This window comes from Aurantimonas manganoxydans SI85-9A1 (assembly GCF_000153465.1).
GTDB lineage: Bacteria > Pseudomonadota > Alphaproteobacteria > Rhizobiales > Rhizobiaceae > Aurantimonas > Aurantimonas manganoxydans.
In genome coordinates, this window is record NZ_CH672387.1 from 3,696,549 (window position 1) to 3,715,331 (window position 18,783).

Genomic DNA, 18,783 nt, shown 5'->3' on the forward strand with positions numbered 1-18,783 from the left:
CCTAGCTGCGGCCCGTGGAGCCGAAGCCGCCGGCGCCGCGGGCGCTGTCCGACAGGCTCGCCCGCTCTGTGAAAGTCGCCTGCACCACCGGCGCGACGACCACCTGGGCGATCCGCTCGCCCCGCGCGATCGCGAAGGGCTCGCTCCCCAGATTGACCAGCACCACCTGCACCTCGCCGCGATAATCGCTGTCGATCGTGCCCGGCGTGTTCAGCACGGTCACCCCGTGCTTCACGGCAAGGCCGGAGCGCGGCCGGATCTGCACCTCGAAGCCTTCAGGAATCTCGAAGGCGAGGCCGGTCGGCACCAGCCGGCGTTCGCCCGGCGCCAGCACCATCTCCCCCGTCACCGCCGCGCGCAGGTCGGCGCCCGCCGCTCCGGCGCTCTCATAGGCCGGCAACGGCAGGTCGGAATTGTGGGGCAGCCGCAGGATCGCGATGGTCGGCACGCTCATGCGGCCGCTCCCGTCAGGCGGTCGGCCACCCAGGCGGCCAGCCTTCTGGCCACCTCCGTCTTGTCCATCTTCGGCCATGCCTCGACACCGGCCGCCGTCACGATGTGGACCGTATTGGCGCTCCCGCCCATGACGCCGGTCCCGGCGGACACGTCGTTGGCGACGATCGCGTCGGCGCCCTTGCGGGCGAGCTTGCCGTGGGCATTGGCGAGAAGATCGTCAGTCTCGGCGGCAAAGCCGACGACCAGTTTCGGCCGGTTTGGCGCATGGCCGATGGTCGCCAGGATGTCGGGATTCTCGGTCAGGGCAAGCGCCGGCGGTCCGCCTCCGGTCTTCTTGATCTTGCGCGCCGTCTCGGCCTCGGCCCGCCAGTCGGCGACGGCGGCCACGAAGATCGCCGCATCGGCGGGCAGCGCGGCCTCGACCGCCCCCAGCATTTCGCGGGCGGTCTCGACATGGGCGACGGCGACGCCGGCCGGATCGGGGAGCGTCACCGGGCCGCTGACCAGCGTCACCTCGGCGCCCAGTTCGGCCAGTGCCGCGGCGATGGCGTGGCCCTGGCGTCCCGACGATCTGTTGGCGATGTAGCGGACGGGGTCGATCGGTTCGTGGGTAGGCCCGGAGGTGACGACGACCCGCCGGCCGGCCAGCGGCTTCGGCCCGACGTCCAGCATCGCTTCCAGCGCGTCGGCGATCTCGGTCGGCTCGGCCATGCGACCGGTGCCGGCCTCGCCCGCTTCCGCCATCTCGCCGGCATTCGGCCCAACGAAGCGCACGCCGTCGGCGATCAGCGTCGCGTGATTGCGACGGGTCGCGGCGTGGTTCCACATGGCGGGGTTCATCGCCGGCGCCATCAGGATCGGCGCGCGGGCGGCCAGCAGGATCGCCGTCGCCAGATCGTCGGCCAGGCCGTTGGCGGCGCGGGCCATCAGATTGGCCGTGGCCGGCGCGACGAGGATCGCATCGGCCTCCCGGGCGAGCCGGATATGGCCGACATCGTGCTCGTCCTCGCGGTCGAAGAGATCGGAGAAGACCTTGGCGGCCGACAGGGCACCGACGGCAAGCGGCGTGACGAATTCGGCGGCAGACCCGGTCATCACCGGCGTCACCGCGGCGCCGCGCTCGCGCAGGCGGCGGATCAGGTCGAGCGACTTGTAGGCCGCGATGCCGCCGCCGATGATCAGCAGCACCCGTTTGCCCGAAAGGCCGCTCATGCCGGCTCCGCCTGAATGATCCCGATCGTCGCGGTCGCCATGCCTGCCTCGCGAAAGACGCTGTTCCACGGCCCCGTGTCTAGCGGCCGCCGCTCACCGGAGCAACAAAGGCGCCGCCGGCCGACATGCCGGCGGGCCGGTCTCAGCCGAAGGTGTAGCCCAGCGCGATGGTCATCAGCGACAGGGCGATGATCCATTGGGCGATCAGGCGCAGGATCACGCTGGAGCGCTTGTCCGTCGCCAGATTGTTCAGCGTCTCGTCGTCGAGGCGGATGCCCTTCTCGATGAGGTCCGGCATCTGCCGGGCGAGGATTTCCAGCCCGCCGGCAAATTCCGGCGTGCGCCGCAGGAGATGGAACAGCGAATCGACACCCCGGCGCGCCTCGCGCAGCTTGGCCGCGGGGCCGAGCTCGGTGAGGATGTATTCCGAGACCACCGGCTCGGCCGCCACCCACATGTTGAACTTCGGATCAAAGGAGCGCGCGACGCCCTCGACCACCACCATGGTCTTCTGCAGAAGCACGAGCTCGGGGCGCGCCCGCATGTCGAAGAGCTCGGTCACCTCGAACAGCAGCGACAGCAGGTGGCCCATGGAGATGGTCTCGGCCGGCTGGCCGTAGATCGGCTCGCCGATCGCCCGCAGCGCCTGGGCGAAACTCGCCACGTCCTGGCCGCGCGGCACGTAGCCCGCCTCGAAATGCAGCTCGGCAACGCGGCGATAGTCGCGCCGGATGAAGCCGTAGAGGATCTCGGCCAGAAAGCGCTTGGACTCGTCCGACAGGCGCCCGACAATGCCCATGTCGACGGCGACGACGGCGCCGTCCGGCGCCACGAACAGGTTTCCCTGGTGCATGTCGGCATGGAAGAAGCCGTCGCGCATGGCATGGCGCAGGAAGGACTGCACGATCATCACGCCGAGCTGCTTGGTGTCGTGGCCGGCCTCGACGATGCCGGCGACATCGCTCATCTTGATGCCGTCGATCCACTCCATCGTCAGGACGTCGCGGCCGGTGCGCTCCCAGTCGATGCGCGGCACGCGGAAGCCGGGATCGTCGGCGGTGTTCTCGGCCATTTCGGACGAGGCCGCCGCCTCCAGCCGCAGGTCCATCTCGATGCGGGTCGACTGGGCCAGCGTCTCGACCACGGCGACCGGCCGGAGCCGGCGCGACGAGCGCACGTAACGCTCCAGGAACTGGGCGATGAAGGCGAAGGTCTCGAGCTGGCGCAGGAAACGGATGCGCACGCCCGGCCGCACCACCTTGACCGCGGCGAAGCGCTCGCTGCCGTCCTCGTTGCGGATGCGGGCCTTGTAGACCTGCGCGATCGAGGCGGCGCCCACCACTTCGCCGAGATCGATGAACAGGTCGTCGATCCGACGGCCGAGGGTCGTCTCGATCTCGGCCACGGCCTGTTCGCGCGGGAACGGCGGCACCTTGTCCTGCAGCTGGCCGAGTTCCTGCGCCGTCGCCGCCCCGACGAGGTCGGGCCGCGTCGCCAGGAACTGGCCGAGCTTGACGTAGGAGGGGCCGAGCCGGTTCAGCGCCCGCGACAGGTTGTCGGAGCGCGGCCGGTCTTCGGCCGAGCCGCGTTCGATCAGCCGCGCAAGGCGGTGCAGCAGCGCCGGGCCGGGTGGCAGGCCCTCGCCCGGGAACGAGCCGACGACGCCTTCGCGGGCAAGAACATAGGCGGCCCGGATAAGCGCAAGGGTGCCGGTGACGGGATTGGCCAAGAGAGGCTCCGTTCGTTCAGATCAGAGCTTCCAGCCGGAATGGATGGCCGCGATGCCGCCCGACAGGTTGCGATAGGAGACACGCTCGAAGCCGGCCGCGCGGATCGCGGAGGCGAAATTGGCCTGGTTCGGGAAGCGGCGGATCGACTCGACCAGATATTCGTAGGATTCGCGGTCGCGCGCGACGGTCTCGCCGATGCGCGGGATGACCTTGAACGACCATTGCTCGTAGATCTTGTCGAGGATCGGCATGTCGACTTCCGAGAATTCCAAGCACATGAAGCGCCCGCCGGGCTTGAGCACCCGGTAGGCCTCCGCCAGCGCCGCGTCGATGCGCGGCACGTTGCGGATGCCGAAGGCGATCGTATAGGCGTCGAAGCCGGCGTCGGGCAGCTTGAGCTCCTCGGCATTGCCCTCCACGAAGACGAGATTCTCGTCGAGGCCGCGCTTGACCGCGCGCTCCGCGCCGACGCCCAGCATCGAGGCGTTGATGTCGAGCACCGTGCCGCTGGCCCGCCGGCGCGAGGCCTCGGTGATGCGGAAGGCGACGTCGCCGGTGCCGCCGGCCACGTCGATGAAGTTCCAGCCGGCCCGGTGCGGCGGCGACAGCCAGGCCACCATCGCGTTCTTCCAGACGCGGTGGAGGCCGCCCGACATCAGGTCGTTCATCAGGTCGTAGCGCTCGGCGACCCGATGGAAGACGTCATTGACCCGGGCCTGCTTCTCTTCCCGGCCGGTGACCGTGGAAAAGCCGTAGGCCGTCTCCATCGCTTCGGCTCCGGTCACACGCGTTCGCGACATGGGGCGGCACCTTCATTGCATCGCATCGCTTCGATGCGGATATAGGGACGGACGATCCCGGCATGCGACGCGTCATCGGCGAAGCACGCTGGGTTCGGCGGGCGCACCGCACGGATGGCCCAACGGTTCGGGACTTAATCGAATATGCCGGAATTGCCAGAGGTAGAGACGGTCCGCCGCGGCCTGCAGCCCGTCCTGGAGGGTGCGCGCATCACCCATCTGCATCTGGCGCGGCCGGATTTGCGGTTTGCGCTGCCCGAACGCTTCGCCGAACGGGTCACCGGCCGGCGCATCACGGCGCTTGGCCGGCGGGCGAAATATCTCGTCGCCGAGATGGAGGGCGACCTCGTCCTTGCCATGCATCTGGGCATGTCCGGCTCGTTCCGCATCGAGGGTCCGGAGGGCGAGAGCCTGCCGGGCGTCTTCCACCACCCGCGCTCCACCGCCCGTCTCCACGACCATGTGCGCTTCGACGTGACGACCGGGGACGGCCAGCCGGCCGCGGTGATCTACAACGACCCGCGGCGCTTCGGCTACATGACGCTGATCGCGCGGGCCGAGATGGAGACCCATCCGCATTTTGCCGGCCTCGGCATCGAGCCGACGGGCAACGGCCTGTCCGGCGCGGCGCTGGCCCCGGCCTTCGCCGGACGGGCGGCGCCGCTCAAGGCGGTGCTCCTCGACCAGCGCATCATCGCCGGCCTCGGCAATATCTATGTCTGCGAGGCGCTGTGGCGCTCGCGCCTGTCGCCGCGGCGCGCGGCGGGAACGCTGGTGAAGAAGGGCGGCCGCCCGAGCCAGCGCCTCGACCTCCTGGCGCTGAACATCCGCGAGACCATCGCCGACGCCATCGCCGCTGGCGGCTCGTCGCTGCGCGATTACCGGCAGGCCGACGGCTCGCTCGGCTATTTCCAGCACAGCTTCGCCGCCTATGACCGCGAGCATGAGCCGTGCCGGCACGCGGGCTGCCGCGGAGTCATCCGGCGGATCGTCCAGTCGGGACGCTCGACCTTCTTCTGCCTGGTCTGCCAACGCTAGGGTCGCGTCCGTAACGGTGCGGCGACGCGAAGAGCAATGCCCGCCGGGTTCCGACTTTGTCTTGACGCGCCGAACGCTCTTGCCTATAGAGGCTCTGAATTCGGCGGCACCCATGGTGCGGCCCGTTTCTTCGTGCTGCAGCGTGCACCCTTTGCCGCCCGGCACGATCAAACCGCAGTTTACCGACACAAGCGCATCGTCGCGACAGACAGAGAGAGACGAACATGGCCAACACCCCTTCGGCCAAGAAAGCGGCGCGGAAGATCGCGCGACGCACTGCCGTCAACACCGCTCGCCGCAGCCGGGTCCGCACCTACCTGCGCCGCGTCGAGGAAGCCATTGCATCGGGCGACAAGACCGCCGCGATGACCGCCTTCCTCGCCGCCGAGCCGGTGATGATGAGCGCGACCTCGAAGGGGATCTTCCACAAGAATACGGCATCGCGGAAGATCTCCCGCCTGTCGCATCGCGTGAAGGCCCTCGGCGAAGCCTGAGGCTCGTCGCATACACTGACAGGGGCGCATCCCGCCCTTTCAGACCCTTTCCGAAAGGCCTGGCTTAACCGCCGGGCCTTTTTGATTCCGGACCCGGCCATGGCGATCTGGAGTGATTCCCGGCGCCTTTGCAGGGTCCGCGGCTCACCCGTCATCGATTCGTCACGCGCAAACCTGCCGATTGCCCGCCGCGATTCCATCGCGTGGTTTTGGCGAACGATTCCAGTGCCTTGCAGAAGGTCAGTGAGCATCATAAAACAGCCGGCTAAGGCGAGTTTCGGCGGCCCTTGAGTCAAGCGGACTGCCTTACTTTTTTCATTTTTATCTTTTGCCCGATGCGCTCAAAAGCTGCTTGGGAGCCAAGTCACCAGAACCACTGGTGTTTACCCTGATGGGCAATGATTCACGCGGGACGAGTCTGCCACACTGGGGGTGCTCGCATTGCGATTCACGGTTTGCGAGCCTTGCCCGAAGCTGTCGCGTTTCGTATTTTCCTCCTCGAAACAAGTGCGGGGAAAGACGAAGTGCGGGGACAACCGAACTTATCCAGAACATTCGGTCACGGTTCGAGTTGCCAGCGGCGCGGCCCCATCTCGCCTAGAGTCTAAATCCGTCCTTCCACAATTTATTCGTAGTCGATCCCGGCGCTCCCACGCCGCGGGTGCGGCTGACTTCTGCCCAACGATGGGCCGGAGCGCAGGAGAGCTTTTGCATGAACGGTGAATACAAGGGCGATGTCACGCCGAAGGAATGCTGGGCGACGCTCGCCGACACGCCGGACGCGGTTCTGGTCGACGTGCGCACCGTGGCCGAATGGAGCTATGTCGGCGTCCCGCAGCTCGCCCCCCTCGGCAAGGCGGCGATCCTGCAGGAATGGCAGAGCTTCCCCTCCATGGCCGTCGATCCGGATTTCGCCGCCAAGCTTGCCCGGCGCATCGAGAGCGAAGGTGGGACGCGTGACACGCCGGTCTTCTTCCTCTGCCGTTCGGGCGTCCGCTCCATCGCCAGCGCCGTGGCGCTGACCGGGGCGGGCTACACCCACTGCTTCAACGTCCTGGACGGCTTCGAGGGCCCGCCGGACGAGGAAGCCCATCGCGGACGCAAGGCTGGCTGGAAAGCGGAGGGTCTCCCGTGGGTGCAGAAGTGATGCAGCAGGGCGCAGGACGATCGGCGGACACGCTGCCGATCTGGTCCGGACGGCATGACGCCGCCCGGGTGACGAAAGACAACACGAACGATTGCGGGGCGGGCATGGCGAGCGGCGGCACAGGAACTGCGGACATCATGGAGCGGGTGAATGCCCGTCTGAAGGCGCAGCTTGGGCAGGACATCTTCGCCAGCTGGTTCCAGCGCATGAAGCTCGAGGCGCCGGGCAAGGGCGTCTGCCGCATCACCGTGCCGACCGCCTTCCTGCGCAGCTGGATCCAGTCGCACTATCATGAGCTCCTGACCGAGATCTTCCGCGAGGAAGTGCCGGGCACCCTGCGCGTCGACATCGCCGTGCGCAGCGCCGTGCGCGGTGGCGGCGTGACCATCCGCCAGCCCCGTGTCGCCGAGCAGCCGGAGACCACCCGGACCAGGGCAGCGGCCCCGCGTCCCGCCGCGCAGATCGGCGAAAGCCGCGCCGCGCGCAGCGCCGCCCCGGCCGAAGCCCGGCAGATGTTCGATGCGGCGCCCGCCCCGACGCCGACCTTCGGCTCGCCGCTCGACCCGCGCTACGTCTTCGACACTCTCGTCGAGGGCAGTTCCAACCGCGTCGCCCTCGCCGCCGGCCGTGCCATCGCCGAGAACGGTCCCCAGTCGGTGCGCTTCAACCCGCTGTTCATCCACGCCGCCGTGGGGCTGGGCAAGACGCATCTGCTGCAGGCGATCGCCAACGCCGCGATTCGCCGCGAGGACAAGCCGCGCGTCGTCTATCTGACGGCGGAATATTTCATGTGGCGCTTCGCCACCGCGATCCGCGACAACCGCGCGCTCGACCTCAAGGAGACCCTGCGCGGCATCGACATCCTGATCATCGACGACACCCAGTTCCTGCAGGGCAAGTCGATCCAGCAGGAGTTCTGCCATCTCCTCAACGCGCTGATCGATTCCGCCAAGCAGGTGATCTGCGCCGCAGATCGCCCGGCCATGGAGCTGGAATCACTGGATCCGCGGGTCCGCTCGCGCTTGTCCAACGGCATCACGCTGGAACTGGCGGCGCCGGACTACGAGATGCGTCGCTCGATCATCCGCACCCGCGCCGCGGCCATGCGGGCCGAGGATCCCTCCTTCGACATGCCCGACGGCGTCATCGACACGATTGCCCAGCGCGTCGCCGGCTCCGGCCGCGACCTGGAAGGCGCCTTCAACCAGATCGCCTTTCGCCATTCGCTCGGCCAGCCGCTGTCGGCCGAGCATCTGGACGATCTCCTCAGCCAGCTCACCCGCGCCAACAGCGAGCGTCGGGTGCGTATCGAGGACATCCTCAAATTCGTCTCGCGCCACTACAATGTGACGCGCACGGATATCCTGTCGGCCCGGCGTACGCGGACCATCGTGCGGCCCCGCCAGATCGCCATGTATCTCGCCAAGACCATGACGCCCCGCTCGCTGCCGGAAATCGGCCGGCGCTTCGGCGGCCGCGACCACACGACGGTGCTCCATGCCGTTCGCAAGATTGAGGGCGAGCGGGCCAAGGACGACAAGCTGTCCGAGGAGCTCGACATCATCCGGCGTATGATCGAGGAGTAGGCCGCCCCGGCGCGGCGCCGTCAAGCGGCGCCGCCGGTCCGCGGGCCTCCCCGGCTCTGGCTCGCCCAGCCTCGCGCGGTCCGGCCTTTCCAAGCGGCCTCCAAATCTCTAAGACCATCGGACCCCGGAACGGGTGCCGTCTCCTGCGGCGCCTGCCCGAACCAAACGGCTTCGTCATGCGCATCATCATCGAACGTTCGAACCTCCTCAAGTCCCTGGCGCACGTTCATCGTGTCGTGGAACGCCGCAACACCATCCCGATCCTCTCCAACGTCCTGTTGAAGACGGAAGGCGAAGGCCTGCGGCTGAAGGCGACCGATCTCGACCTGGAGATCACCGAGAGCGCACCGGCGACGGGCGAGCAGGAGGGCGCGACGACGGTGCCGGCGCATCTGCTCTACGACATCGTCCGCAAGCTGCCGGACGGGGCCGAGGTGAGCCTGGCCACCAATGCCGAGGGCACCCAGATGACGGTCTCGTCGGGCCGCTCGAACTTCCGGCTGCAGTGCCTGCCGGAATCGGACTTCCCCGACATCACCGCCGGCACCCTCAGCCATGCCTTCAAGCTCAAGGCCGCCGAACTCGGCCGGCTGATCGAGCGCACCCAGTTCGCCATCTCCACCGAGGAGACGCGCTATTATCTGAACGGCATCTACCTGCACACGATCGAGGCCGACGGCGACCTGCAGCTGCGCGCCGTCGCCACCGACGGCCACCGCCTGGCGCGGGCCGACCAGAAGGCTCCGGCCGGCTCGGAAGGCATGCCGGGCATCATCATTCCGCGCAAGACCGTGGGCGAGTTGCAGAAGCTCCTCGGCGACAGCAATGACGAGGCCGAAATCTCGGTCGAGCTGTCGGACGCCAAGATCCGCTTCACCATCGGCGCGGTGGTGATGACCTCCAAGCTGATCGACGGCACCTTCCCGGACTATCAGCGGGTCATTCCGCAGAACAACGACAAGGCGCTGACGCTGGACCGGCAGACCTTCTCGGCGGCCGTCGACCGCGTCTCCACCATCTCGTCGGAACGCGGCCGGGCGGTGAAGCTCGCCGTCGCCGATTCGCAGCTGGTGCTGACCGTCAACTCGCCGGATTCGGGCACGGCCACCGAGGAACTGGCCGTCGGCTACGATTCGGACGAGATCGAGATCGGCTTCAACGCCAAGTATCTCCTCGACATCACCAACCAGCTGTCGGGCGACGAGACCGTCTTCATGCTCGCCGATCCCGGTTCCCCGACCCTCATCAAGGACGGCGGCGACGACGCGACGCTCTACGTCCTGATGCCGATGCGGGTCTGACCGCCGCAACGCGCTTGGACCAGAGCCCGGACGCCGCCGTTTTCCCCTCCACCGACAGCCGGACGCCGCCCGCGGTGCGGCTCGACGAACTGCGTCTGGCCGATTTCCGCAATTACGAGACGCTGTCGCTGCGCTTCACCCGCGGCTTCGTCGTCTTCGTCGGCGACAATGGCGCCGGCAAGACCAATCTTCTCGAAGCCATCTCGCTCCTGACGCCTGGCCGGGGCCTTCGCCGCGCGCCCTATCAGGACGTCGCGCGCAAGGGCGGCAGCGGCGGCTTTTCGGTGCGTGCCAACGCCGCCTCCCTCGGGGTCGAGACCATCATCGCCACCAAGATGATGCCCGACCCGGCAGGCGCGGCGGCGCGCAGCGTGCGGATCGACGAGACGGCGGCGAAATCGGCCGACGAACTGCTCGATCTCCTGCGCATCCTGTGGCTGACGCCGGCCATGGACGGGCTCTTCACCGGACCGGCCGGCGACCGGCGCCGCTTCCTCGACCGCATGGTGCTGGCCGTCGATCCGACCCATGGCCGCCGGGCCGCCGATTACGAGCGCGCCGTGCGCTCGCGCAACCGCCTCCTCGCCGACAACCGGCTGGACGATTCCTGGCTGTCGGGCATCGAGGCGCAGATGGCCGAGCTCGGCATCGCCATGGCGCTCGCCCGCTCCGAACTCGTCGGCATGCTGGCCGGCATGATCGCCCGGACCGGCGCCGGTTCGCCCTTTCCCAGCGCCGGGCTCGAGCTGACATCGGGCTATGACGGCCTCGACCTCGCCCGTCCCTCCGCGGATGTCGAGGACGAGGCGCGCATGCGGCTGCGGTCGGCGCGCTATGGCGACCGGGCCGCCGGCCGCACGCTGGAGGGCGCCCACCGGGCGGAGCTCTCCGTCACCCATCTCGCCAAGGCGATGCCGGCGGCGCTGTCCTCCACCGGCGAGCAGAAGGCGCTGCTGATCGGCCTCGTCCTCGCCCATGCCCGGCTGGTCGCCGCCATGTCGTCGCTGCCGCCGCTGCTGCTCCTCGACGAGATCGCCGCGCATCTCGATCCGGGCCGGCGCGCCGCCCTGTTCGACCTGATCGCCGAGCTCGGCGTGCAGGCCTTCATGACCGGCACCGACGCCAGCCTGTTTGCAGCCCTGGGCGATCGGGCCCAGATCATGGAGGTGTCGGGCGGCACGGTCCGCCCGGCCGATCCCGCACGCATCGAAGGCGCATCACCGGAGACGTCGCCATGAGCCAGGCTCCCCTCGCCCCCGACGAGCTGGAACGCTACGCCCGCCACATCGTCCTGCCGGAAGTCGGCGGCGCCGGGCAGCAAGCGCTGAAGCGCGCCAGGGTGCTGGTGATCGGCGCCGGCGGGCTCGGCTCGCCGATCATCCTCTATCTCGCGGCCGCGGGTGTCGGCACCATCGGCATTGCCGACGACGACATCGTCTCCCTCTCCAACCTGCAGCGGCAGGTCCTGCACGGCACCGCCGATGTCGGCCGCTCCAAACTCGACAGCGCGGCGGACGCCGTGGCAGGCATCAATCCGCATGTCACGGTGGTGCCCCACGCGCTGCGCCTCGACATGGCGACCGGCACGGCGATCGTCGCCGGCTACGACCTCGTCATCGACGGGTCGGACAATTTCGCCACGCGCTACGCCATGGCCGATCTCTGCGAAGCCGCCGAAACCCCGCTCGTCACGGCGGCGGTGAACCGCTTCTCCGGGTCGCTGACCGTGCTGAAGCCGTATGCGACCGGCGCCGACGGCCGCCGCAATCCCGGCTATCGCGATCTCTTCCCCGAGGCCCCGCCGGCCGGCATGGTGCCGTCGTGTGCGGAGGCTGGCATTCTGGGCGCCACCACCGGCGTCCTCGGCACCCTCGCCGCCTCGGAAGCGATCAAGCTGATCTGCGGCATGGGCGAGCCGCTCGTCGGTCGCTTCCTGATGGTCGATCTCCTGACCATGCGGATCGAGGAAATCCGCTACCGCCGGCCGAAGACCGGCTGAGCCTGGCGGTCCCCGGCGGCCTCAGGCCGGTTGCACCGGGCGCTCGGCCGTTGCCGGCTCGGCCACCGCATCGTCTCCTTCCGGGATCACCAGCGACAGGATGATCGCCGACAGACCGCTCAGCGTGATCGGCGTCGCGAAGACCTGGCGGATGAAGTCCGGCAGGTGCTGCGTGGCGTCCGGCACCAGCGTCACGCCGAGGCCGAGGCCGAAGGACACGGCCATGATGTAGGCCTTGCGCCGGTCGATCGGCTCGGAGGCGAGGATGCGGATGCCGGCCACTGCGATGGTGCCGAACAGGACCAGCGTCGCGCCGCCCAGCACCGGTTTCGGCACCAGCAGGAAAGCGTTGCCGATCACCGGAAAGAACCCCAGGACAATCAGGATCACGGCGATGATCATGCCGACATGTCGGCTGGCGACGCCGGTCATCTGGATGACGCCGTTGTTCTGGGAGAAGGTCGTGTTGGGAAAGGTGTTGAACACCGCCGCAAGGCCGGAATTGACGCCGTCGGCCAGAATGCCGCCCTTGATCCGCGCCATGTAGAGATCGCCGCGCACCGGCTCGCCGGCGATGATCGAATTGGCGGTCAGATCGCCCGTCGTCTCGATGGCGGTGATCAGATAGATGAAGGCGATCGGCAGGAACAGCGCCAGATCGAAGTCGATGCCGTAGCGAAACGGGATCGGCAGGGCGATCAGCGGCCCGCTGCCGGCGCTGGAGAAATCCACCTTGCCCAGCAGCGCTGCGACCACGAAGCCGATGACGAGCCCGGCCATGATCGCCGAGATCCGCACCGTCTGATTGCGCTGGAAGGTCAGGGCGAGGATCGCCGCGACGACGATGAAGCCGAGCAGCAGATTGACCGGCTCGCCCAGCGCGTCGCCGGCCGTCGCACCGCCGGCAAAGTCGGTGAAGCCGACCTTGACCAGGCTGAGGCCGATGATGGTGATGACGATGCCGGTCACCGTCGGGGTGATGATGCGCCGCAGCCGGCCGACGAACCGGCTGAGGCCGATCTCCACGAGGCAGCCGACGAGGCACAGGCCGAAGATCATCGCCAGAATGTCTTCCGGCGTGCCGCCCCGCCCCTTCACCGCGAAGCCGGCCGCCAGGATCGCGCCGACGAAGGCGAAGCTGGTGCCCTGCACCGACAGCAGTCCCGAGCCGACCGGTCCGAAGCGGCGGCACTGGATGAAGGTGGCGACGCCCGACACGAACAGCGACATGGCGACGAGATAGGGAATGTGCTCGCCCAGCCCCAGCACGCCGCCGATGATCAGCGCCGGCGTGACGATGCCGACGATGGAGGCGAGGATATGCTGGATGGCGGCGAGAATGGCCGGGCCTGGCGGCGGGCGGTCCTCCAGCCGGTAGATCATGCCTGAAAGAGGGGCTGCCGTTTTCTGCGTCATCGCGCTGCTCCGGTCATCATTCCCCTGTCTCCCGCCTGCGTCCCGAGGGGCATGGGGAAACCGAAGCAGGAAGCATGCCACGGGCACGGCGCAAGGCCCATGGCCATCACGCAGAAAGGGCGGCGCCCGTCACGGACACCGCCCTTTCAGATGGATGGATGCCGGCGCCTTGTGGCGCAGCAGGTCTAGATCGAGCGCCGACGGAAGCCGCCGAAGATCAGCGACAGGACGAAGAGCACGATTGCGACGAAGAAGATGATCTTCGCGATGCCCATCGCGGTGCCGGCGATGCCGCCGAAGCCCAGAACGGCGGCGATCAGCGCGATGATGAGAAACGTAACGGCCCAACCCAGCATGGCTGGCACTCCTTTGATGTTTGCCTGGCTTACAAACGCGCATCTGCCGAAAAGGTTCGATGCGTCGCCGCCGCCACCAAGGGAGGGTTAAGCGTTCCTTCTGTTGGTCACGTCCCGCGCGTCGGGCTGCGGTCAGCGACCGAGATGGTGCACCTCCTGCAGCCCGTAGACCGGCGTCGGGATGCCTTCCTTCCGGGCCTTGATCTGCAGCGCCAGATACAGCGAATAGTGCCGCGACTGGTGCAGATTGCCGCCGTGGAACCAGAGGTTGTCCACCCGGGTCGGCTTCCACATGTTGCGCTGCTCGCCCTCCCAGGGCCCCGGGTCCTTGGGCGTGTCTGAGCCCAGGCCCCAGACCTTGCCGACCTTGTCGGCCACCTCCTGGCTGATCAGGTCGGCGGCCCAGCCGTTCATCGAGCCGTAGCCGGTGGCATAGACGATGAGGTCGGCCGGCAGCTCGGTGCCGTCGTCGAGCTTCACGCCGGTCTCGGTGATCTCCTCCACCTGCCCGGCCTTCAGCTTGATCTTGCCGTCGATGATCAGCTGCGAGGCGCCGACATCGATGTAATAGCCCGAACCGCGGCGCAGATATTTCATGAACAGGCCGGATTCGTCGGCGCCGAAATCGAGCTGGAACCCGGCCTTCTCCAGGTCGCGGTAGAAGTCGGCATCGACCTCGCGGATCTTGTCGTAGATGGGGATCTGGAATTCGTGCAGGATCCGGTAGGGCAGCGAGGCGAAGATCATGTCCGCCTTGTGGGTGGTGATGCCGCTGGCCACCGCCTGTTCGGAATAGAGCGCCCCCAGGCCATGCTCCATCAGCGGGTCGGAGCGCACGATATGGGTGGTCGAGCGCTGCACCATGGTGACGTCGGCGCCGGCCTCCCACAGGGCGGCACAGATGTCGTGGGCCGAATTGTTGGAGCCGATGACGACGACCTTGCGGTCCTTGTAGGCGTCCGGGCCCGGATGCTGCGAGGAATGCTGCTGCTCGCCGCGAAACCGCTCCATGCCCTTGAACTTCGGCATGTTCGCCTTGCCCGACATGCCGGTCGCCATGATCAGCTGCCTGGGCCGCAGCGTCACTTCCTCGCCGTCGCGGTCGACGACCACTTCCCACTCCCCCTTCGCCGCATCGTAGCGAGCGCTCTTGGCCGTGGTCTTCGCCCAGTAATTGAGCTCCATGACCTTGGTGTACATTTCCAGCCAGTCGCCGATCTTGTCCTTGGGCGCGAAGACCGGCCAGTTCTTCGGAAAGTCGATGTAGGGCAGGTGGTCGTACCAGACTGGATCGTGGAGGCAGAGCGACTTGTAGCGCTTGCGCCAGCTGTCGCCGGGCCGGTCGTTCTTCTCGATGATGATGGTCGGCACGCCGAGCTGGCGCAGCCGCGCGCCCAGCGCGATGCCGCCCTGGCCGCCGCCGACGATCAGCGCATAGGGCTGGGTCTCGTAGCCCAGCGTGCGTGCTTCCTCCTCGCGCTTTTCCAGCCAGCTCTTGCGGTTCTTCGCCGCCCCGTGCTCGGCGCCGGCCGGGCGGCGCTCGTGGGACGGTTCCTCGAAGCCCTTCAGCTCGGTCATCGCGGTCAGCAGCGTCCAGGCCTTGCCGTCCTTCAGCCGCAAGACGCCCTCGCCGCGAGCGAACTCGGTCTCGAAGACGAACCAGGCGGTGGTGACGCCACCGTCCTCGGCCGGTTCCTCCGACAGGGTGAAGCCGCGCGGACCGGTGGCACCCAGCTGCGCGGCCAGCATGTCGCGCACGCCCGCCGGCCCCTCCACCGTCTTGATGTTCCAGGTGAAGGTGACGAGGTCGCGCCAGAAGCTGGTTTCGGCGAACAGCTCGGCGGCGGCGTCGATGGCGCCGGCCGACAGGGCCGTCTCGAAAGCCGACAGCCAGCCGTCGGCGGCGGCACGAGCAGCGCTCGGCTCGGCCGCCACCTGCCGTTCGATGGTCTCGCTCATGGTTCCTCCCCTTGCGCGGTGCTCGAGGAGAGGATTGCCGCGCGACCGCAGCTTGTCCATCATGCGGCTGCGAAACGCAGGCGCAGCAAAAGCAGCCGATCCCCATCCGCTTTCGCGCTCCCCATATCACCGGGACATGGAAGCGATCGCGGCTCTGTCTTACGAAGGACGACCGTGCGCGATGCGGCCGGTTGCCGTCAGATCTGGCCGGGCAGGATGCGGTCCGGCGGGCGGTGGCCGTCCATCAGCGTGCGGATGTTGATGATCACCTTCTCGCCCATCTCGATGCGCGCCTCGATGGTGGCCGATCCCATATGGGGCAGCAGCACGACCTTGTTGTCGCGGGCCAGCTTCATCAGTTTGCGATCGACGGCCGGCTCTTCCTCGAAGACGTCGAGCCCGGCGCCGGCGATGCGCTCCTGCTCGATCAGCTTCACCAGCGCCTTTTCGTCGATGATCTCGCCGCGGGCGGTGTTGACGATGAAGGCATGCGGCTGGATCAGCGCCAGCCGCCGCGCCGACAGGAGGTGATAGGTCGCCGGCGTGTAGGGGCAGTTGACCGAGATGATGTCCATGCGGGCCAGCATCTGGTCGAGGCTCTCCCAGTAGGTGGCGCCGAACTCGGCCTCGGTCCTGGGGCTGACCCGACCGCGATTGTGGTAGTGGATCTCCAGCCCGAAGGCCTTGGCCCGCCGGGCGACGGCAGTGCCGATCCGGCCCATGCCGAGGATGCCGAGCTTCTTGCCCCAGATGCGGCTTCCCAGCATCCATGTCGGCGACCAGCCCGGCCATTTCTCGTCGCCCAGGAGCCGCGTGCCGCCTTCCACCAGCCGCCGCGGCACCGCCAGGATCAGCGCCATGGTCATGTCGGCGGTGTCCTCGTTGAGGACGTTGGGCGTGTTGGTGACGAGGAGATTGCGGTTCAGCGCCGCCTGGATGTCGATATTGTCGACGCCGTTGCCGTAATTGGCGATCATCTTCAGCCGCGGGCCGGCCTGCTCGATCACCGCCCGGTCGATGCGGTCGGTGACCGTCGGCACCAGGACGTCGGCCTCGCGCACGGCGGCGACGAGGGCCGGCTGCTCCATCGGACGGTCGGTCTCGTTGAACCGCACGTCGAACAGCTCGGCCATGCGCCTTTCGATCGGCGCCGGCAATTTGCGGGTGACGATCACAAGCGGCTTTTCGCGTGACGCCATCGGCCGCGCTCCTCCCCAAATCAAGACGATATTAACCGAAACGAACGATCATTCGACCCCGGAGCCGAGGGCCCTCCCTAGCAAGGCGGCAGCTGAAAACAAAGCGCTGCGCCTGCCGGGGTCCCGGCCGCTGGAAGACCCCGGCGCCGCCTGACCGCGCGCCCCGTGCATCTTGTCGTCTGGAGTTTGCGATGCCGTTCTTCGCCCGTTTTCGCCGTCCGCTGCTGGCGCTCGCCGGCGCCGCCGTGCTCTTCACCGGCGCAGCCCCCCTGCCCGCCGCCCATGCCGTCGAGGTTGGGCCGGTCTCCAAGCTGCCGCTGCCGCGCTATGTCAGCCTGAAGGCCAGCCGCGTGAACCTGCGGATCGGACCGGGGCGCGACTATCCGGTGACCTGGCTGTATCTCAAGGAAGGCCTGCCGGTGGAGGTCATCCAGGAATACGAGCTGTGGCGCCGCATCCGCGATTCCGAGGGCACCGAGGGCTGGGTCTATCACTCGCTCCTGTCCGGCGACCGCACCTCGATCGCCGCCCCGTGGCTGCGCGGCAAGGCGACGATGATCGACATCCACAACAGCCCCGCGACCGATGCGCCGCTGGTGGCGCGGATCGAGCCGGGCGTCGTCGCGGGCGTGAAGACCTGCACGGCCGGCTGGTGCGAACTCAAGGTCGCCGACCGCGACGGCTATGTTCGCCAGCAGGAGATCTGGGGCGTCTATCCGGACGAGCGCTTCGAGTAGCCGCGTCCGCTCTCACCGGCGCCGGTCAAAGCCTGCGCCGGACATGCGAAAGCCCGGATCGCCGCCACGATCCGGGCTTTTGTCTTGAGACATGCTGGAAGGTGGTCGGCGCCTATTCGGCGGCCTGGTCCAGCGCCTTCTTGCGGCGCAGGCGCACCACCACGTCGACATTGACGATCTCCATGCCCTCCGGCGCCTCCGGCAGCCGGTCGAGCCGCAGCCCGCCATCGGGAATATCGATCATCGAATTGTCGTCCTCGACGAAGAAGTGATGATGATCGGAGGTGTTGGTGTCGAAATAGGTGCGCTGGCCCTCCGCCGAGAGCGGCCGCACGAGACCCGCATCGGTGAACTGGTGCAGCGTGTTGTACACGGTCGCCAGCGAGACGGGATCACCGGCCTTGTGGGCTTCCTCGTGCAGTTCCTCGGCCGAGAGATGGCGGTCGCCGGCGCCGAACATCAGGTTGCACAGGGCCACCCGCTGCCGCGTCGGGCGCAGACCCACCGAGCGAAGGCGCTCGAATACACAGAAGCTCTGGGCGCGCGTCCGGTTTTCCATTGCTGAATGCCACCAGTCTCTTGTTTGTGCGAAGAATATGCGAATGTCCTCGCAGGCTTACCGAAGGGCCTGCACGACCGCAATATACGTCATCGGCATTGCGGTCACAAATGCCGCCCCGCAGAACCCAGCATCACGGTTGATGGAAGGGCCTAGCCGCAGCCCTGCGTAAAGGCGGCCAGCGCGTCGCCCGACCCTGTCAGCGGCAGGCTGTAGCGCCCGACCGGCCCCGCCACCTCGACGCTGCGGCCCTTGCGCAGGGCCTCGATGAAACCGGCGCGGGCCGCCAGCGTGCCCTCGGCCATCAGAATCGAGCCGCTGCCGGCGTCGCGGGCGATTGCCTCCAGCACGAAGGCCGTGTCGTCGACCGTCGCCACCACCGTATGGGCCTGGCCCGCCTGCAGCCGTCCCGGGAAGCCGGAAAAACTCACCGTCACGCGGCCGGCACTCGCGCAGCGGAATGTCAGCCCGGTGAAGCACGACCCCGCCGTGAAGCCTGCGACAGCGCCGTCGCTGCGCCAGGACTGGCCAAGGGCCGGCGCTGTCGCGGCGAGCAGCAGCGCGGCGCCGGCCCACAGGGCAAGAGCGCTGCGGCGCGAAGGGATGAAAAGGTCGGTCACGGCAGTGTTGCATCCTGTCGAGGGCGGCGGTCATGCCGCGCGCTGACGCGGCTTCCTTCGCCCGGTGCTATCGAAATCGGGCGCCATGTACCACAGATAGGCTGGCGAGGACGGCGTTGGCCGGCCGCCATCCTGGCGCGCCGGATACGCCGGGCCCAGCCAAACGGTTTCACC

18 protein-coding genes are annotated in these 18,783 nt (G+C 68.0%); 8 read left to right on the forward strand and 10 right to left on the reverse strand.

Going from position 1 to position 18,783, the window contains the following annotated elements:
- Position 1: 1 nt before the first annotated feature.
- From dut to ubiE, 4 genes are all read right to left on the reverse strand, one after another.
- Positions 2-454: a dUTP diphosphatase gene (gene dut / locus SI859A1_RS17415; RefSeq protein WP_009210997.1), complete on the reverse strand. Its 453-nt coding sequence runs from the start codon at positions 452-454 to the stop codon at positions 2-4.
- Positions 451-1,668, reverse strand: a complete 1,218-nt coding sequence (gene coaBC / locus SI859A1_RS17420; protein WP_040325969.1) for a bifunctional phosphopantothenoylcysteine decarboxylase/phosphopantothenate--cysteine ligase CoaBC — start codon at positions 1,666-1,668, stop codon at positions 451-453. Before coaBC ends, dut begins: the two co-directional genes overlap by 4 nt.
- Positions 1,669-1,810: 142 nt before the next feature.
- Entirely contained in the window at positions 1,811-3,397 is a 1,587-nt protein-coding gene (gene ubiB / locus SI859A1_RS17425) for a 2-polyprenylphenol 6-hydroxylase (protein ID WP_009210999.1), read from the reverse strand.
- A 21-nt stretch (positions 3,398-3,418) separates the two neighbouring features.
- Complete coding sequence (ubiE, locus tag SI859A1_RS17430) at positions 3,419-4,198, reverse strand: bifunctional demethylmenaquinone methyltransferase/2-methoxy-6-polyprenyl-1,4-benzoquinol methylase UbiE (protein WP_009211000.1); 780 nt, start codon at positions 4,196-4,198, stop codon at positions 3,419-3,421.
- A 144-nt stretch (positions 4,199-4,342) separates the two neighbouring features.
- Between ubiE and mutM the strand changes: the two genes are divergently transcribed.
- The 7 genes from mutM to moeB all read left to right on the forward strand — a co-directional run bounded on the left by mutM (position 4,343) and on the right by moeB (position 11,763).
- Entirely contained in the window at positions 4,343-5,236 is an 894-nt protein-coding gene (gene mutM, locus SI859A1_RS17435; protein ID WP_009211001.1) for a bifunctional DNA-formamidopyrimidine glycosylase/DNA-(apurinic or apyrimidinic site) lyase, read from the forward strand.
- Between the two features lie 224 nt (positions 5,237-5,460).
- The gene (gene rpsT / locus SI859A1_RS17440) at positions 5,461-5,730 is read left to right on the forward strand and encodes a 30S ribosomal protein S20 (protein WP_024349544.1); all 270 of its coding nucleotides are present in this window, start codon (positions 5,461-5,463) and stop codon (positions 5,728-5,730) included.
- Between the two features lie 712 nt (positions 5,731-6,442).
- Positions 6,443-6,877, forward strand: coding sequence for a rhodanese-like domain-containing protein (locus SI859A1_RS17445; protein WP_009211003.1), 435 nt, complete (start codon positions 6,443-6,445; stop codon positions 6,875-6,877).
- Positions 6,877-8,463 (forward strand): chromosomal replication initiator protein DnaA, encoded by a 1,587-nt coding sequence (gene dnaA, locus SI859A1_RS17450; protein WP_148234007.1) that lies wholly within the window; start codon positions 6,877-6,879, stop codon positions 8,461-8,463. Before SI859A1_RS17445 ends, dnaA begins: the two co-directional genes overlap by 1 nt.
- Positions 8,464-8,639: 176 nt before the next feature.
- Positions 8,640-9,764: a DNA polymerase III subunit beta gene (gene dnaN, locus SI859A1_RS17455; protein WP_009211005.1), complete on the forward strand. Its 1,125-nt coding sequence runs from the start codon at positions 8,640-8,642 to the stop codon at positions 9,762-9,764.
- A 14-nt stretch (positions 9,765-9,778) separates the two neighbouring features.
- On the forward strand, positions 9,779-11,002 hold the full coding sequence (gene recF / locus SI859A1_RS17460; RefSeq protein ID WP_009211006.1) for a DNA replication/repair protein RecF: 1,224 nt from the start codon (positions 9,779-9,781) through the stop codon (positions 11,000-11,002).
- Complete coding sequence (gene moeB, locus SI859A1_RS17465; protein ID WP_009211007.1) at positions 10,999-11,763, forward strand: molybdopterin-synthase adenylyltransferase MoeB; 765 nt, start codon at positions 10,999-11,001, stop codon at positions 11,761-11,763. Before recF ends, moeB begins: the two co-directional genes overlap by 4 nt.
- Positions 11,764-11,784: 21 nt before the next feature.
- Here the strand turns inward: moeB and SI859A1_RS17470 are convergent, their stop codons facing one another.
- The 4 genes from SI859A1_RS17470 to SI859A1_RS17485 form a co-directional block, all read right to left on the reverse strand.
- Positions 11,785-13,179, reverse strand: a complete 1,395-nt coding sequence (locus tag SI859A1_RS17470) for a uracil-xanthine permease family protein (protein WP_009211008.1) — start codon at positions 13,177-13,179, stop codon at positions 11,785-11,787.
- Positions 13,180-13,364: 185 nt separating this feature from the next.
- Positions 13,365-13,535 carry a DUF1328 domain-containing protein gene (locus tag SI859A1_RS21080; RefSeq protein ID WP_040325970.1) on the reverse strand — a complete coding sequence of 57 codons (171 nt, stop codon included), beginning with the start codon at positions 13,533-13,535 and terminating at the stop codon, positions 13,365-13,367.
- Between the two features lie 132 nt (positions 13,536-13,667).
- Positions 13,668-15,494: an NAD(P)/FAD-dependent oxidoreductase gene (locus SI859A1_RS17480; RefSeq protein WP_009211009.1), complete on the reverse strand. Its 1,827-nt coding sequence runs from the start codon at positions 15,492-15,494 to the stop codon at positions 13,668-13,670.
- A gap of 197 nt (positions 15,495-15,691) precedes the next feature.
- Positions 15,692-16,693 (reverse strand): 2-hydroxyacid dehydrogenase, encoded by a 1,002-nt coding sequence (locus SI859A1_RS17485; RefSeq protein WP_009211010.1) that lies wholly within the window; start codon positions 16,691-16,693, stop codon positions 15,692-15,694.
- Positions 16,694-16,884: 191 nt separating this feature from the next.
- Between SI859A1_RS17485 and SI859A1_RS17490 the strand changes: the two genes are divergently transcribed.
- On the forward strand, positions 16,885-17,430 hold the full coding sequence (locus SI859A1_RS17490; RefSeq protein WP_009211011.1) for an SH3 domain-containing protein: 546 nt from the start codon (positions 16,885-16,887) through the stop codon (positions 17,428-17,430).
- Positions 17,431-17,542: 112 nt separating this feature from the next.
- On the opposite strand, the gene irrA is transcribed toward SI859A1_RS17490, so the two are convergent.
- Positions 17,543-17,989, reverse strand: a complete 447-nt coding sequence (irrA, locus tag SI859A1_RS17495) for an iron response transcriptional regulator IrrA (protein WP_009211012.1) — start codon at positions 17,987-17,989, stop codon at positions 17,543-17,545.
- 152 nt (positions 17,990-18,141) lie between these two features.
- Complete coding sequence (locus tag SI859A1_RS17500; RefSeq protein WP_040325971.1) at positions 18,142-18,609, reverse strand: hypothetical protein; 468 nt, start codon at positions 18,607-18,609, stop codon at positions 18,142-18,144.
- Positions 18,610-18,783 lie beyond the last annotated feature (174 nt).